The following is a 14,375-nucleotide window of genomic DNA, read 5'->3' on the forward strand; positions in this document are numbered from 1 at the left end:
CTGTGCTACCTCATCAATTCTGTTTTCTGTTGTATTGTTCATAACGTAGGGACAATTTTCTTGATTTCAGCTTCAGCAGTGGCGGGCATTTCATCATTTTCATACTGTTTTGCATTTTCTGCATATTTTTTAGCCCTTGCCACTCTATCTTTGGTGTTTTGAAAACTCTCATATGAACAGTTAAAGTCATTCCAAAAGGCATAAAAATAATCTCTTAGCGTAGTGCATGACCAGAAGTATTTTCCGACAATATATTCCTCAATTGAAAACGATGTAAAAAGATGCCCTTGTGTTGCATTCCAATATTTAATAAGACGCACTAAAGGTTTGATTTGATAGTTCTCTGCTTTGTTTTTGTCCTGAATTGCTTGGTTTGCGCCTGATGGATCTGTTGCTATCCATTCAAGCCATGACGAAGCTGGGGAGGGAATTTGATAACCATAATTATAAATGGCTGGTACTAATTCAAACTTGATATGATTTAGGGATAGCACAATTGTCGGGCTTGATTGGGATATTTCAGAAGTCGAATATTTTGCTTCGGCAAACCTTCTCAACCGGTCAAGATAAGTCTGAGGTTTCTTTTGCCCGTCAGAAGTGTCAAAAACAATCATATAATCAATGTCTGAGTTACTATCTGCCTTTCTCGGTAAAATTGTCCCACGAGTGTTTGAACCAAATTGAAAATGGTTGGTTATATTATTTCCAAAATATGCATCGAGCCTTGAAGACAACGTTGTAATAGATCTGGAGATATTCGTTTTTTCTGTTTCAGAAAGAACAAGGCTACTTGCCGTTGTTGTAAGATGAGTACTTACTGTCATTTTTTCTCCTTATGCTTTCCAACGTTGTGCTTGAGGGGCGCGGAAACAGGCAGCGAAGCTGGCTGTTGGAGCGTCCCTCTCGACATACTATTAGGCAGCAAAGAGAAAGGCTTCTCCTTGAGAGTCGGATGTACAATATGGGGGTTGTCGCTCACAACCGGTACTATCCAAGCCACAAAAGGAGAAGCCATTATGAATGTTACCCTTACTGCCCAGAAAATCAACCTCAATAACGTTGTCGATGTTGCCGTGGACGTCCACAAGGACACCCTTTGTTTTTTCTTTGAAATCGATGGCCGGGAATTTTCCGACGAATGCCGCAATCGCACCGCCGTTATTGAAAAGCGCTTGCGCCGCTATCACGATATCGCCAAGGAAAACGGCAGACAGACCCTGCGCGTTATCTGCGAACCCACGGGGCAGTATCAGAACAGCCTCTTTCGCACCGCCAGGCGCTTGGGATTCTTCACCTGTTTCGTCAATGCCGAGTCGGTCGCCAAATTCCGGGTGGTTGAAAGCAATGACAGCAACAAGACCGACAAAAAAGACCCGCGCGTTATCGGCACCCTGGCCAAGCTCAATAAGGTGATCAAATACCGGCTGATCGGCGAGGAGTATCTGATGCTCAGAAAACTCCATAAAATATACGATGAATGCGACGTGACCATTACCAGCCTGCGCTGCCGGATCGCCAAGCTGCTGGTCGTGTCAATACAGAAGTAAAAGTGTACCAGTTTCGGCAAAGTAAAAGTGTACCACCTGTGAGGGAAAGAGGTCTGCGAAGACGCCAGCGGAGTTTGTCGCCCAAAGCGTTCATCGAAGCGGTCTCTCCCAGCCGCTGCAAATGGTTCGGTTACATGGGTTGATTTTCTGCCAGTGTTTCACCTTGTTCTTTGATAGTTGATTTTGTGATCGAGTGGCCCCGCAGCCGGTAGCTGTGGCCCTTGATGTTGACCACTCGGCAGTGGTGAAGGAGCCGGTCGAGGATTGCGGTGGCTATCACCGGATCTCCGAAAAATTCCTGCCAGTCCCCGAAGCTCTTGTTGGAGGTTATTATGGTGGAGCTTCTCTCGTAGCGGTGCGAGATGAATTGGAAGAAGAGGTAGGCTTCCTGGGGATTGACCGAGAGGTAGCCGACCTCATCCACCACAACCAGGCTGGAGCTGAGATACGCTTTATGCTTGGACTGTCCGCTTTCCTTGAGTTTTCTGATCAGGGTTTCCATGGTTGTGAAGTAGACCTTGAAACCATGATGGCAGGCCTTGATGGCAAGGGCCGTTGCCAGGTGGGTCTTGCCGACCCCGGGCGGGCCGAGAAAGACGACGTTTTCGTGCTTGGTAATGAAATCAAGCTCGAAAAGCTCCATGACCGCCTTCTTGTCCAGGTTGGGATGGAAGGAGAAGTCGTACTCATCGATGGTCTTGGCGCTGGGGAGGCCGGCGGTTTTCATGGCGGTCTGCACTCGCCGGGTGTCCTTGGCCGCCACCTCCTCTTCCAGCAGGTGATCAAGAAAGGCCAGATACGAGCTCTTGTTCCCCTCGGCATCTTGGACGATGGCGTCAAGCACCTCTGCGGCCCGGCTCAGCTTGAGGCGTTGCAGGTTGTCCTGGAGACGTTCACTGGTCAGTTGTTCCATGCGACACCCCCCTGTGCAAACAGGTCATACTCGGCCAGGGGGCGCTGCTCGACTTGCGGATAGAGGCTGCCGGAGGTGAGTCCCCTGGTGGCCTTGCCCTTGCCTTTGCCATATTTGCGGGTGAGCTGTTGCTGATCGCGGCGGAGTTGGTCGTAGAACAGGCGGTTGCCGACAAACTCGTGCTTTCCGCCTGCCTCCTGGTAGCTGACCAGGAAGTCGTGATCGTGGAAGATGGCGATGACGCCGTGCTTGATCTTGAGCAGCACTCTTTTGCCCACCACCCGGTGAGGGACAAGATAGCGGTTGGTGTTGTAGGAGATCTGACAGTCCTTGTAGACCTTGCGATACACCTTGATGGAGGTGTCGTAGTCGGTGGGCGGCAGTTTCCCGAGCAAGGAGCTTTCCTGCTGCCAGCGATCGCAAACCGGCCGATGATGGGTGCCATGGACTCGACGGTTGGCGGTTTCGTCAAGCCAACGGCGCATGTCCCGATTGAGGGCCTGGAGGGTGGTGAAGGTGTAGCCCCGCCAGAAACGCTCCCGGATATAGTCCATGGGGCGTTCCACCTTGCCCTTTACCCATGGGCTATAGGGAGGGCAGGCCTTGGCTGCGAAGCCGTAGTGATGGGCGAAATGGAGGAATTCCTTGTTGAAATTCGCCTTCCCCTCACTGCGGTCGACCACCACGTTCTTCATGTTGTCGTACAGGATCTCCGCCGGCACCCCGCCAAGGTAACGGAAGGCGTTGATGTGGCAGTCCATGAAGGCTTCCATGGTGCAGCGCTCGACGTACTCCACATACATGGCGCGGGAAAAGCCGAGGAGCATGGAAAAGGCATGGACCGTGGTGGTGGTGCCGTCTGGTTCGACAATCTGATAGTCGCCGAAATCAACCTGGGCCTGCAGGCCAGGCTCGGTCTCGAATCTGATATAGGCCAGACGGGTTTGTTGCTCCTTGAGAGGGCGAACGAAATCCCGCACGGTTTCGTAGCTGCCGACATAGCCCATTTTCCTGAGTCGGTCAAAGATCCAGGTTGCTTGGTAGTCGTCCTGCTCGACATAGTCCTTGATGATCTGGCGGAAGGGGTCAAGAACAGAAGGCCGGCGCTTTTTCGTGTGGTATTGGGGCAATGTGGTTGCCGCGAGATGATTTTTGACAGTCTGCCGGTGAATGCCGAGCTTCTTAGCAATGGCCCGGATACTCAGGCCGTCACGTCGCAATGAGTGAATGTCCATAAAAACCTCCAACGTAATCATGGGAATCACCTCCTTGCGAAGAAGGTAATCTCCCTTGGGTTAGGTTGCAGGTGGTACACTTTTCATTGCCATTTTTGGTACATTTTTACATTGCCAGTGACAGTCGAGCTGTTCTGCGATTATTCGTTTCAAAAGGACTTTCTCTACAGCAACTCCGGCCTGGCCTTGGTTGAGCAGTATGGCTGCAACCCATACCGGATCGTGGAAGACGGATTTGCGGTTTTTGCCGGGAAGATGAAGAAAAAGGCACCGCGCATCAGAGAGGAAACCCTCAAGCGCCTTTGGGACGATGCGGCCAGTTCGACCCTGAACGAGATGCCGAGCGGATACGTTGCTGTTCTGGAAGACCATCTCTACGATCTTTTGGCAAACTACTTCCAGCAGGTGGACCGGAAGGAGGAAATCACCGGGCAAATGCTGGATATCCTGGCGCGACTGCGGGAAAAGGACCCCAACATCCCGCCGCCGACTCCGCAGGTGATTTCGGAGAAGAATCTGGCCCGCTTTCTCGGAGAAACCGGCCCACTCTCCGACTTCGAGAACTGGCGGAAATTGATGCGCTATGCAGGGCTGAACCTCAAGACCAGACAGAGCGGCACCTTCCAGGGGCAGAACAAGATCAGCAAAAAGGGCAGGCGCTTGCTCAGGAAGGTGCTGCAGGCAATCGCCTTGCCGCTGGTCAGAAAAGGGCAACTTTACGGCGAGGTGTACCACAAGAAGAAGGATGTGACCAAAATGCCGGGCAACAAGGCGATGACGGTAATTGCCCGCCAGATGCTCAAGAAACTCTACGGCTGGTACCGATCCGGAGAAAAGTTTGACGAACAGCGTTTTTTCAACTGCAAGAGCAGATGCCTGCAAATGGCCGAGGCCGCCTGAGCGCGCAGAACAAGACAAGAAAGAAAGACAAAGTCCGGTGAACCCCGGCCCGGAGATGACCGCAATTCGCTGGTGATCCTTTAGGGAATCATCAGGTGCACAATCCGTCACTCGGGCCGGGAGTTCCCGACATGGCCGATAAAGTATGGCCGTCCCGCCCCCTGATTGGGCCAGGACCGAAGCTTGGTAGGATTGCCAGTCGCGAACGGATTTCATTGGACTTAAAGGATCGCCTATTGCATTTTTTTCATCTTTACAGGAGAGCCTTGACTTTTAACGCCTAAAGGTAGCCGATTGTTAGCAAGATTCAATGGTTAGACAACCATTCACGCATATTTCTTGAAATTGTATCAATTTCTCCATGTATTTTAGATGAAGAAAAATGAGATATTTCTTGTATTCTATTGCCACACATGAATTTTAAAAACAGTTTATTATCTCTGCATTCAAATTGAAAATCCTGAAAAACAGAATGAATCTTTTTCAATTTATTCATATTTCTCAAAACTCCACTTGACACAAGAAATAATTTATTTCCACCGCCGAGCATAAGAGTTTCTAAATACTCAAGATGTGACTTAGAGACGAGACTATAAAAGCGATGAACATTCTCTGATTTATTGCCAATTGTTGGCACATCCAGAAGCTCTACAAAAGAAATATGACTAGCATGTTCAGGACCAAAACCAAGCTTGCTAAAATTTCTATGAAACGGGACGCCAGCTTTAGATTTACTAAATGGATAATTAGCCAATAAAAATGGATGATGACAACCATATTTATTCCAAAAAGCTACCCCATCTTTTTGATACTCCAAAATGTATTTGAAGAAATCATGGTTAGATATTTCTGGAGAATAATTTGCATCAGAACTTAAAAATATAATTTTTGCTTTTTCCGGCGATTGCCCCTGAAATGGCTTTCGTTTAAAAAGCGAAACCATTTCAGGAGAAGTATGTATTCCAAATTCAATTTCTTCATTAATGTTCAGCATAGTACCACACAATAATACTTTATATATTTACCACCATTCAGCCTCAGCAAAATCACGCCAATACAAATTTCCGCAATCATGCTTATACCAAGAAACACAACCAAAAATGAAACCAAAGACTAAGCTAAATTCAAGATTTTGCGAAAAAGCAAACAATAATACAGTAGTTAAAACTGCCCATATAATAGTAACAATCCATCCAATTATTAATCCAATCTTTGTCCCCATCGATCCAGCTAACAAGAACCACGATATTAACCAAACGAACCAAGAAGATGTTATCAATCCGATAACTATTGAAATAATCAGCATTTCCGTTTGCACAAAACTGCTATTCTTTTTTGTTTCTTTGTAAACGCTGAACGACCCCCTTAATTTCTTAGTCATAGAAACTCCAGAAGGTTATCTACTTGCTAACACCAAGGGTGAGCTGACCGGGCCACCCAAAGATGAATAAAAACGCCGAGCTTCCCCCGGTCAGCTCGACCCGCTTGTTAGCGATGTTTTCTTTTAATTTTACGGAGGGCTACACATGAAGAAAATTCCTACTATTTTCATCCGCGACCCGGAAAACATGAAAGCCGTATTGAATCAACCGCACCCTGATTGCGGATGGGTGTTCGCTGGCGAAGGTGTTGCCACCAGGAAGTACGACGGGACTTGTTGCAAGATCGAAAATGGCAAGCTGTGGAAACGGCGAGAAATAAAGCCTGGAAATTCTGCCCCGGCTGATTTCGTCGAGGAGCAACTTGATCAGAATACTGGCAAGTGCGTCGGCTGGATGCCGGTAGACTGCAACGATAAGCAGGACCGCTATCATTGCGAGGCATTCTCCGGCCAACCAGACGGAACTTATGAACTGCTCGGGCCGAAGGTGCAAGGGAACCCTGAAAAGTTGGGTAAACATATCCTCCTGGCGCACGCCGACGCAGAAATTTTTAATGGATGCCCTCGGGATATGAAATCGCTCAAGGCTTGGCTTGCTGGACGTGACATCGAAGGGGTTGTTTTCCACCACCCTGACGGACGCATGGCGAAGATTAAGAAGCGGGACTTCGGCTTGTCTCGCTAACACCAAGGGTGAGCTGACCGGGCCACCCAAAGATGAATAAAAACGCCGAGCTTCCCCCGGTCAGCTCGACCCGCTTGTTAGCGATGTTTTCTTTTAATTTTACGGAGGGCTACACATGAAGAAAATTCCTACTATTTTCATCCGCGACCCGGAAAACATGAAAGCCGTATTGAATCAACCGCACCCTGATTGCGGATGGGTGTTCGCTGGCGAAGGTGTTGCCACCAGGAAGTACGACGGGACTTGTTGCAAGATCGAAAATGGCAAGCTGTGGAAACGGCGAGAAATAAAGCCTGGAAATTCTGCCCCGGCTGATTTCGTCGAGGAGCAACTTGATCAGAATACTGGCAAGTGCGTCGGCTGGATGCCGGTAGACTGCAACGATAAGCAGGACCGCTATCATTGCGAGGCATTCTCCGGCCAACCAGACGGAACTTATGAACTGCTCGGGCCGAAGGTGCAAGGGAACCCTGAAAAGTTGGGTAAACATATCCTCCTGGCGCACGCCGACGCAGAAATTTTTAATGGATGCCCTCGGGATATGAAATCGCTCAAGGCTTGGCTTGCTGGACGTGACATCGAAGGGGTTGTTTTCCACCACCCTGACGGACGCATGGCGAAGATTAAGAAGCGGGACTTCGGCTTGTCTCGCTAACTATATTATTATCTAGCGCGAGATTTTGTGACGTTCTCGCCTGCCTAACAACTTTCCTTGCAATAAAATGCAGCCTATTTTATTATTATCTCGCACCGACAATAGATAACGATAAATATTTATCATTATCTAGCGCTAGATAATCTCGCCGGAAAATTATCCATGACCTCGCTGCATGATTTCGAAGGGTATCTTACGGATAGGCGGCTTGTCCAGAAAAAACAGCTTCCCTATTTTCTCCGCTGGGTTGCCAACTATCTTACTTTTTGTGAAAAATCCGCCTCCGAGCCGAGCAACGAAGGCAAGGTGCAGGATTTTCTTCAGTTCATGGGCAAAAGCAAAGAGGAGTGGCAGGTCAAACAGGCGCGGGAGGCGATCCGGCTTTTCCTCTTCCATCTCTCCCGAACAGGCCCGGAGATAAACGGCGCGGCGGTTTCGTCCTCCACCGCATCCTGGCAAGAGACTGCCTCACTGATGCGCGAGGCTCTACGCCTGCGGCATCGTTCATTGCGGACTGAAAAGTCATACCTGCAATGGTTGCGGGCATTTCAAGGATTCTTGGCGGGGAAATCTCCCTCTGAGATCGACTCTTCGGATGTCAAACGCTTCCTCAGTCACATCGCTGTTGAAAAGACGGTCTCCGCCTCGACCCAGAACCAGGCATTCAGCGCCTTGCTTTTTTTGTTCCGGCACGTCTTCGACCGTGACCTTGCCGAGATCAGTGAAACCGTCCGGGCCAGTTCCCGGCGACGCCTGCCGGTGGTCTTAAGCCGCCAGGAAATCCAGCGCCTCTTCGCACAGATGCAAGGGGCCTATCTGCTGATGGCCAAACTGATCTACGGCTGCGGGCTGCGGCTTCAGGAGTGCGCCAACCTGCGCACCAAGGATCTCGATTTCGAACGGGGCACCCTGACGGTTCGCGCGGGCAAGGGGGACAAGGATCGGGTCACCGTGCTCCCCGAATCGCTGAAAAAGGAACTGCTGAGCCACCTGGACGGAGTGCGTCTGGTTTTCGACCAGGACTTTCGGAACGGCAAGGCCGAGGGGGTGGCACTGCCGGATGCCCTGGAGCGAAAATATCCGAATGCCGGCCGGGAATGGGCCTGGTTCTGGGTCTTTCCTGCCCCGGCCAGGTCAGACGACCCCCGATCCGGCAAACACCGGCGCCATCACATCCACGTCTCGAACCTGCAACGCGCTTTCAAGGAAGCGGCCCGCCGGGCCGAGGTAGACAGGAACGCCTCGGTACATTCGCTCCGTCACAGTTTCGCCACCCATCTTCTCGAAAAGGGCTATGACATCAGAACCATCCAAAATTTGCTCGGTCACAGCAATCTGCAAACCACAATGATATATACCCATGTGGCGGGCAAAAACCTGCTTGGCGTTGCGAGCCCTCTGGACGGTTAGCGGGCCGCACGGGGAAACAGCCAAGGCGGAAAAGACTGGGATGTCCCCTTCTCACCCCGAAGCAAATTCCAGCAAACCGAGCTTCATGCGCTGACCCGCGAAACCCGGGGCATCCTTGGCAAATTCGCCTGCCCCTTCATTTCACCCCTTCCTGACGGGATTTTTGCGATAGCTGCCGCTGGGGGCGCCGTCGACATAGATGCCTTCCAGATAGGAGAGTTTTCTTGGCAGTTGCTTCGCCATGCCCCTGGAGATCAAAAATGTCGCTTTCCGCCCCACCGCAAGCGTTCCCAGCCTGTCCATGCCGAAAAATCGGGCGCCGGTTTCCGAGGCGCAGCGGATGGCCTCCTCCAGGGAATAGCCGGCATTGATGAAGAGCCTCATCTCCTCGGCCACGGCCTCGCCATGGAGGATGCCGGCGCTGCCGGCCCCGGTTCCCACCGCCACTTTCAGGCCCAGCTCCCGGGCCAACCGCAGTTGCGCGAGGTGTTCGGCGAGGGTCTTTTTCCAAAAGGCCTCCGCGCCGGGAATCGGCTTTCCCGGCGCCACATAGCGGGTGGAGAAACGGCAGCACACCGAGCCGCCCGAGCTGGCGTTGTCCAGCCCGTTCTTGGCCCGCAGCAGGCTGGGAATCCAGAGTACATTCCTTGCCGCCATTTCCCGAAGATTCTCCTCGCCCATCCCGTATCCCTGCTCGATGGCATCGCAGCCCGCGCGAAGGGCCTCCTCCACCTGCCGCCGGCCATTGGCCAGCACCACCGCCTTCCTGTCGCCTTTGCGTCGGAGGATGCGGCACAGGTCTTCCTGACGCAGCCGAAGATAGGGGGGCTCCTCGTCTTCGATGTTGCCGGAATAATCGATCCTGAGAAAATCAAGGCCTGCCGGCAAGCCGGCCGCGCAATCCTGCCTGCTCCGGCAGAGAGGGCCGGACGAACGGATGTCGATGCCGCCTCCCCGGGCACTCTCCTTCTGCTGCCGCGCCAGCAGACCGCCCATGTCCCCGCCGTCGGCCACCCCCAGCACTCCGTGGTCATGGCAGTAGCGGATATGCTCCGCCAGCATGGCCGCTTTCTGATCGGCATCGGCCTCTTCAGCGGCCAGCCGCACCCGCCAGTCCACGGAGGGCGACCGCGTCAGCGACACGCTGCAATCCACCAGGGCCGGCAGAATGGTGCAGTGCGAGAAATCGACGAGCGCGGTCCCGTCTTGGCGGGGAAGGTCCGCGGCGGAGCCGATGGCGGCAACAACGGTGTCCGTGACCCGCAGAAAAACATTCCTGCGCGCGGGAGCGCCGCTGCCGTCGATGAAGCTGCCCGCCACGATGCATTGCGTGTGGTCCATGCCGTGTGTTTCCTTGTCAGTCCGAATTGCAGCGGGCGATCATGCAGGCGGCCGCGCCCGGAGCCCGCGGGTTGCCGAGGGGCAAAGCCGTGAAAAACACCCTTGTTTAAACCTTGATTAAGCCCTACCATAGGACCAGAACCGCGCCGTGATTGTAATCCGGAAAATCATGGGCCGCGACCTGAAAGACAGCCGCCCAGGCGGGCAGACAGGCAGGGCAAGCTCCGGATTTCTTTTCGGCCCCTGCTCCGGAAAAGCATAAATCCGTGGTCGAGGCGCCGGCCGGGACGGCTGGAAATTTGCCCGCTCCACCCTCAACCGACCCGTTACCGTGAGGCCAAGATGATCCCCTGGGAATTGCTGGACAGCGCCCCAATCCCCGGAGGCGGCGAAACGCTTCACCTCTACCGCCGGGGCACGGAATTTTCCATCCGGGTGGCTGGCTGCGAACTGATGAACAGCCGCGTGCACGGCTCGGAAGAGGCCCTGGCCGGGCTTGCCTGCGCCAGGCTCGCCGACCGCCAGGCGCCCACGGTCCTGATCGGCGGCCTGGGCATGGGTTTCACCCTGGCCGCGGCGCTGCGCCATCTGAACGAACAGGCGCAGATCATGGTGGCGGAACTGCTGCCGGCGGTGGTGGCCTGGAACCGTGGCCCCCTGGCCGCTCTGGCCGGCCAGCCCCTGCTGGACCGCCGGGTTTCGGTGCGGGAGATCGATATCGCCCGGATCCTGCGCGCCGGCCAGCAGGCCTTTGACGCCATCCTCCTCGACGTGGACAACGGTCCCCAGGGGCTGACCCGCGGCGGCAACGACTGGCTCTACGGCAGAACCGGCCTGGCCGCCGCCCATGCCGCCCTGAAGCCTTCCGGCCTTCTGGCCGTCTGGTCCGCCAGCCCGGACCCCGCCTTCAGCAGGCTCCTGCGCCGGACCGGCTTCGCTGTGGAAGAGGTGCCGACCCGGGCGCGGGGCCGCAGGGGCGGCGGCCGGCATCTGATCTGGCTGGCCCGCCGCGACGGCTAGCAGCCCCATGCAAAACGGTCTGCCGGCGGCACAGGATGCGTGGCCGGATTGCGCCGGCCCTGCAAGAGACAGGGAATCGGGGAGGTTGGCCGAAACGTCTCTGGCGCGCCCCCCCTCAGGCAACAAGGAGCGGGTCGGCGGCCACCTTTCGGACCAGATCCTGGTAGTCCTGGACGCCTTTTGCCTGACAGGCCGCGTCGAACGGGGTTTGCCCCAGGGCCTGACACTCTTTCAGCTGACCGCTGTAGCGGATCGGCGCGCAGACGAGATCACCATAGACATTCCTGAACTTTGCCAGGATATCGACGGACTTCCTGACCCGCTGATCATAAAAGGTGGGCAGAATATAGCCGAGCCGCAGCTCCTTGCCGGATCTGCCCAGGGCCTCGAGCAGCTGGAGAAATTCCCCGAATCCCTGCACCGACATGACCTCCAGGGAAACCGGGATGAGCAGCTCGCGCACATAGGACAAGACGCTGATGGTGAGCGGATCCCAGTCCGGCGAGGTATCCACCAGCACGTAGGCGAATTCCTGTTCCCTGGGGGCGAGGGCCTCGGCAACGACCTGCCTGCCGCCTCCGGCCCTGTCGCCGATACTGTCTTGCAACCCGGCCAGCCCTTTTCCGCCGGCCAGCAGCCAGAGATTGTCGCGCGCCTTGACCAGGGCCTCTTCCGGCGGCAAGGCGCCGGTGATCAGCTCCCCGAGCCCCCCTTTCGGCTCGACTCCCAGATAGGAAGCCGCCTGCCCTTGCGGGTCGGCGTCGACGAGCAGCACCCTGGCGCCGGCCAGGGCCAGGCCGGCGGCCAGATTCACCGCGGCGCTGGTCTTGCCCATGCCTGCCCTGTTCAGGGAAACGGCCAGCCGCCTGGGCCGGCGCCCGGCTGCGGGAGGCAGGGGAAAGGTGGCGCCGCAGGCCTTGCAGCGGGCGGTTTTCAGCGAGGGCGGGATCTTTGCCCTGTCGAGGCGGTACTGTTTCCGGCAATGGGGGCAGGTGAGCAGCATTGGGGAATCGTTGCCGGCCAAGGGGGGTTCTCCAGTCACGACCGGCTGCCGCTAAAAGCTCGCCATGAAGTTTTCCAGGGCGGTTTCCAGCCATTCCATGGAGTCCTGGCTGGCGACCAGGAACAGGAAGCCGCTGATGTCCTTATCCTCGAACCGGAACACGGTTTTCATGAGAACCGCGATCTTGTCCGCCCCGGCAAGCTGCTCCGTCACGGCCTCCCTGCCGAGATTGCTGATGACCACATGGGGATTCAGGCGCGGCGGCGAAAAGGAGACCACCTCGCCGAGCAGTTCGGCGACCTTGCCGACGCAGGCGCCGATGAGGATGTTGCCCACTTCGAGCAGGGTTTCCTTTTCAAGCAAGGGGCTCACCTCCTCCCCCTCCTCGTCAAAGAGGCTGACCAGGCCCTTCCGGGCGGTGGCGGGGAATGCCAGCAGGGCGGAGCCGCTGAACTTTCCCCAGAAATTCTGCTCGATGAGACTGAGGGCGTCGCAGACCCTGGTCTCTTCCCTGACCCGCCGCAGCAGGTCATCCGCCCGCATCAGCTCCACCTGGGGAACGCTGAGCACGACGCGGATATCGATGACCCTGGCAAGGTCGGCCGAGGCCTTGCCAAAGGCGATGTTCATCACCTCCTGGAGAATGGCGGCATCATCGCGGGAAAAGTTGCCTGCGGACGGCGAGATATCCATAACGCCTCTATCCTTCTAAAAGTTTTGCCGCTTTTGTCAAAGCCTCTTGAATCGACTCCGCGGATGGTGGTTTGGGGAGAACCAGATCGGCGCCCAGGGCCATGACCTTGGCAACGGTTTTCTTCTGGATATCCGAGGAGAGCACGACCACCACCGCCATGCTGTCTTCTTTTTTTATGGCCGCCAGGGCCCCGAACCCGTCCATCACCGGCATGGTCAGATCGAGCAGGGTGAGATCCGGCCGTACTTCCTTGAATTTCCGCAGCCCCTCCTGGCCGTCGCCGGCCTCGGTCAGCTCAAAATGGCGGTCCTTGGGCAAACATTTCTTTACGATCGCCCGGGCCACCGGCGAGTCATCAACAATCAGGATCTTCTCAATCATGCGGGTCTCCTTGCAAGGGATGCGCTCGGGTCGTCATTTCCTGGTAACGGCGGAGAGGATCTCATCGATCTGCGCCTCGATGACCGCGTCAATATTCTTCTGGCCTTTCCGGGCCGGGGCATGTTTGGCGAGAAAGGCCTCGCCGGAATGGGGAAGCAGCTCCGAGAGCACGGACTGCACCGCGGCGGGCACCTCGCCCTGGTCGACATTTTTTTCCAGCAGGGAGAAAAGCGCCGCGGTGAGCTTTGTTTCGTAAATATGGGCCTCGGTCACGTCCTTGACCGTCACGTACACATACTCGATGCCCTTCCTGTCGTTGCGCAACGGCCCCATGACGCAATTTTGCTGCATGTAATCGACTTCGTTGGCAAAATTGCTGACCGGCTTGAAAGGGAACATATAATCGTACAGCTTCTGGGGGAAAAAATAGCAGTTGCCAAAGGCGAGAATGGCCTGAAAGTTTCGCAAGAACTTCTTATTGTCGAGATGGGGGAAAAAGTCGAAGAGCAGGGCCCCCTTGATCCGCTGGGAGGGGATACCGCTGTGCGAGGCGAGCCAGCGGTTCCAGTAGACCACCCGGCAGTCTTTATCCAGAAGCAGAAGCCCTATGTCGATAACGTCCAGAATCTGGGCGAGGATCATTCCGTGCGGCTCTCCTGACTCACGAGGGGAAGGAGCAGATGGCGGTGATTTCAAGACCTTGGACAATGCACGCATCATAACAAAACGCCCTGGCCAACACCAGTTTTTTTGTCGCCGGCTGGCGCCGTCGTTCTTCTTTCAATACTCTTTTTTCGCCTTCAGCCAGATGACGTCCCGCTGGTTCCGATAGGAAAGCATTCCGGTTGCCGCATCGTAATGGATGCGAAACTCCAGCTCCAGGCCCTCCTCGTCTTCGCAGAGCAGGGTGTAGAAACGACCGGCGCCGTTTTCCGAAGCCTCCTCCTCCACCGATTTGAGGGCATAGTGATAGGTGTTGCCGTCTGCGCCGCCGATGACAAAGGAATCCGCGCTGATCGTCACGAAGCAGGTCTGGTAACGGGGATCATCGGAATACCACTCGCCGAAAATCTCCTGGGGAAGCTGGCGCTCCTGCCGGTCTGAAAAAAGAAAAACCGTGCCGGCCGCGAGAAAGACCGTCAGCGCAAGGTAGAGCAGGGGTTTGACCAGGCCTGTGTCGGCGGTGGACTTCATGGCGCACCTTTTCCGG

The 14,375-nt window shown here is 55.2% G+C and carries 17 protein-coding genes; 6 read left to right on the forward strand and 11 right to left on the reverse strand.

The window, feature by feature from the left end; genetic code table 11:
• Positions 1-38 precede the first annotated feature (38 nt).
• A complete protein-coding gene (locus ACUUL3_RS11795) occupies positions 39-824 on the reverse strand; it encodes an SMODS domain-containing nucleotidyltransferase (RefSeq protein WP_448551593.1) in 786 nt (261 codons plus the stop codon).
• A gap of 192 nt (positions 825-1,016) precedes the next feature.
• On the opposite strand from ACUUL3_RS11795, the gene ACUUL3_RS11800 reads away from it, so the two are divergent.
• Entirely contained in the window at positions 1,017-1,547 is a 531-nt protein-coding gene (locus tag ACUUL3_RS11800; RefSeq protein ID WP_448551595.1) for an IS110 family transposase, read from the forward strand.
• A 130-nt stretch (positions 1,548-1,677) separates the two neighbouring features.
• Here the strand turns inward: ACUUL3_RS11800 and istB are convergent, their stop codons facing one another.
• Both istB and istA read right to left on the reverse strand, forming a co-directional pair.
• Entirely contained in the window at positions 1,678-2,460 is a 783-nt protein-coding gene (gene istB / locus ACUUL3_RS11805) for an IS21-like element helper ATPase IstB (RefSeq protein WP_448551597.1), read from the reverse strand.
• Entirely contained in the window at positions 2,448-3,695 is a 1,248-nt protein-coding gene (istA, locus tag ACUUL3_RS11810; RefSeq protein WP_448556398.1) for an IS21 family transposase, read from the reverse strand. Before istA ends, istB begins: the two co-directional genes overlap by 13 nt.
• Positions 3,696-3,812: 117 nt before the next feature.
• Between istA and ACUUL3_RS11815 the strand changes: the two genes are divergently transcribed.
• On the forward strand, positions 3,813-4,595 hold the full coding sequence (locus ACUUL3_RS11815) for a transposase (RefSeq protein ID WP_448556478.1): 783 nt from the start codon (positions 3,813-3,815) through the stop codon (positions 4,593-4,595).
• A gap of 307 nt (positions 4,596-4,902) precedes the next feature.
• On the opposite strand, the gene ACUUL3_RS11820 is transcribed toward ACUUL3_RS11815, so the two are convergent.
• On the reverse strand, positions 4,903-5,589 hold the full coding sequence (locus ACUUL3_RS11820) for a hypothetical protein (RefSeq protein ID WP_448551599.1): 687 nt from the start codon (positions 5,587-5,589) through the stop codon (positions 4,903-4,905).
• Between the two features lie 27 nt (positions 5,590-5,616).
• Positions 5,617-5,976 (reverse strand): hypothetical protein, encoded by a 360-nt coding sequence (locus ACUUL3_RS11825; protein WP_448551600.1) that lies wholly within the window; start codon positions 5,974-5,976, stop codon positions 5,617-5,619.
• 145 nt (positions 5,977-6,121) lie between these two features.
• Here ACUUL3_RS11825 and ACUUL3_RS11830 point away from each other — a divergent pair, with 145 nt between their 5' ends.
• The 3 genes from ACUUL3_RS11830 (at position 6,122) to ACUUL3_RS11840 (ending at position 8,726) form a co-directional block, all read left to right on the forward strand.
• The gene (locus ACUUL3_RS11830) at positions 6,122-6,661 is read left to right on the forward strand and encodes an RNA ligase 1 family protein (RefSeq protein WP_448551602.1); all 540 of its coding nucleotides are present in this window, start codon (positions 6,122-6,124) and stop codon (positions 6,659-6,661) included.
• A gap of 115 nt (positions 6,662-6,776) precedes the next feature.
• Positions 6,777-7,316, forward strand: coding sequence for an RNA ligase 1 family protein (locus tag ACUUL3_RS11835; protein ID WP_448551602.1), 540 nt, complete (start codon positions 6,777-6,779; stop codon positions 7,314-7,316).
• 162 nt (positions 7,317-7,478) lie between these two features.
• Entirely contained in the window at positions 7,479-8,726 is a 1,248-nt protein-coding gene (locus ACUUL3_RS11840) for an integron integrase (RefSeq protein ID WP_448551604.1), read from the forward strand.
• A 141-nt stretch (positions 8,727-8,867) separates the two neighbouring features.
• On the opposite strand, the gene ACUUL3_RS11845 is transcribed toward ACUUL3_RS11840, so the two are convergent.
• The gene (locus ACUUL3_RS11845; protein WP_448551606.1) at positions 8,868-10,067 is read right to left on the reverse strand and encodes an amidohydrolase family protein; all 1,200 of its coding nucleotides are present in this window, start codon (positions 10,065-10,067) and stop codon (positions 8,868-8,870) included.
• 342 nt (positions 10,068-10,409) lie between these two features.
• Between ACUUL3_RS11845 and ACUUL3_RS11850 the strand changes: the two genes are divergently transcribed.
• Positions 10,410-11,087, forward strand: coding sequence for a hypothetical protein (locus ACUUL3_RS11850; RefSeq protein ID WP_448551608.1), 678 nt, complete (start codon positions 10,410-10,412; stop codon positions 11,085-11,087).
• 115 nt (positions 11,088-11,202) lie between these two features.
• Here the strand turns inward: ACUUL3_RS11850 and ACUUL3_RS11855 are convergent, their stop codons facing one another.
• From ACUUL3_RS11855 to ACUUL3_RS11875, 5 genes are all read right to left on the reverse strand, one after another.
• Positions 11,203-12,129, reverse strand: a complete 927-nt coding sequence (locus tag ACUUL3_RS11855; RefSeq protein WP_448551610.1) for an AAA family ATPase — start codon at positions 12,127-12,129, stop codon at positions 11,203-11,205.
• Positions 12,130-12,141: 12 nt separating this feature from the next.
• On the reverse strand, positions 12,142-12,783 hold the full coding sequence (locus ACUUL3_RS11860; protein ID WP_448551612.1) for a chemotaxis protein CheC: 642 nt from the start codon (positions 12,781-12,783) through the stop codon (positions 12,142-12,144).
• 7 nt (positions 12,784-12,790) lie between these two features.
• A complete protein-coding gene (locus tag ACUUL3_RS11865) occupies positions 12,791-13,165 on the reverse strand; it encodes a response regulator (RefSeq protein WP_448551614.1) in 375 nt (124 codons plus the stop codon).
• A gap of 33 nt (positions 13,166-13,198) precedes the next feature.
• Positions 13,199-13,807 (reverse strand): PAS domain-containing protein, encoded by a 609-nt coding sequence (locus tag ACUUL3_RS11870; RefSeq protein ID WP_448551616.1) that lies wholly within the window; start codon positions 13,805-13,807, stop codon positions 13,199-13,201.
• A 138-nt stretch (positions 13,808-13,945) separates the two neighbouring features.
• A complete protein-coding gene (locus ACUUL3_RS11875) occupies positions 13,946-14,359 on the reverse strand; it encodes a hypothetical protein (RefSeq protein ID WP_448551618.1) in 414 nt (137 codons plus the stop codon).
• Positions 14,360-14,375: the final 16 nt, after the last annotated feature.

The organism is Thiovibrio sp. JS02 (genome assembly GCF_053485635.1).

What these genes read in the sequence shown, in the direction of transcription:
- ACUUL3_RS11870 (WP_448551616.1), bottom strand. Translation starts at nt 13,807, where the DNA reads ATGATCCTCGCCCAGATTCTGGACGTTATCGACATAGGGCTTCTGCTT.
- ACUUL3_RS11825 (WP_448551600.1), bottom strand. Translation starts at nt 5,976, where the DNA reads ATGACTAAGAAATTAAGGGGGTCGTTCAGCGTTTACAAAGAAACAAAA.
- ACUUL3_RS11860 (WP_448551612.1), bottom strand. Translation starts at nt 12,783, where the DNA reads ATGGATATCTCGCCGTCCGCAGGCAACTTTTCCCGCGATGATGCCGCC.
- ACUUL3_RS11875 (WP_448551618.1), bottom strand. Translation starts at nt 14,359, where the DNA reads ATGAAGTCCACCGCCGACACAGGCCTGGTCAAACCCCTGCTCTACCTT.
- ACUUL3_RS11830 (WP_448551602.1), top strand. Translation starts at nt 6,122, where the DNA reads ATGAAGAAAATTCCTACTATTTTCATCCGCGACCCGGAAAACATGAAA.
- ACUUL3_RS11795 (WP_448551593.1), bottom strand. Translation starts at nt 824, where the DNA reads ATGACAGTAAGTACTCATCTTACAACAACGGCAAGTAGCCTTGTTCTT.
- istA (WP_448556398.1), bottom strand. Translation starts at nt 3,695, where the DNA reads ATGGACATTCACTCATTGCGACGTGACGGCCTGAGTATCCGGGCCATT.
- ACUUL3_RS11850 (WP_448551608.1), top strand. Translation starts at nt 10,410, where the DNA reads ATGATCCCCTGGGAATTGCTGGACAGCGCCCCAATCCCCGGAGGCGGC.
- ACUUL3_RS11845 (WP_448551606.1), bottom strand. Translation starts at nt 10,067, where the DNA reads ATGGACCACACGCAATGCATCGTGGCGGGCAGCTTCATCGACGGCAGC.
- ACUUL3_RS11840 (WP_448551604.1), top strand. Translation starts at nt 7,479, where the DNA reads ATGACCTCGCTGCATGATTTCGAAGGGTATCTTACGGATAGGCGGCTT.
- istB (WP_448551597.1), bottom strand. Translation starts at nt 2,460, where the DNA reads ATGGAACAACTGACCAGTGAACGTCTCCAGGACAACCTGCAACGCCTC.
- ACUUL3_RS11820 (WP_448551599.1), bottom strand. Translation starts at nt 5,589, where the DNA reads ATGCTGAACATTAATGAAGAAATTGAATTTGGAATACATACTTCTCCT.
- ACUUL3_RS11865 (WP_448551614.1), bottom strand. Translation starts at nt 13,165, where the DNA reads ATGATTGAGAAGATCCTGATTGTTGATGACTCGCCGGTGGCCCGGGCG.
- ACUUL3_RS11800 (WP_448551595.1), top strand. Translation starts at nt 1,017, where the DNA reads ATGAATGTTACCCTTACTGCCCAGAAAATCAACCTCAATAACGTTGTC.
- ACUUL3_RS11835 (WP_448551602.1), top strand. Translation starts at nt 6,777, where the DNA reads ATGAAGAAAATTCCTACTATTTTCATCCGCGACCCGGAAAACATGAAA.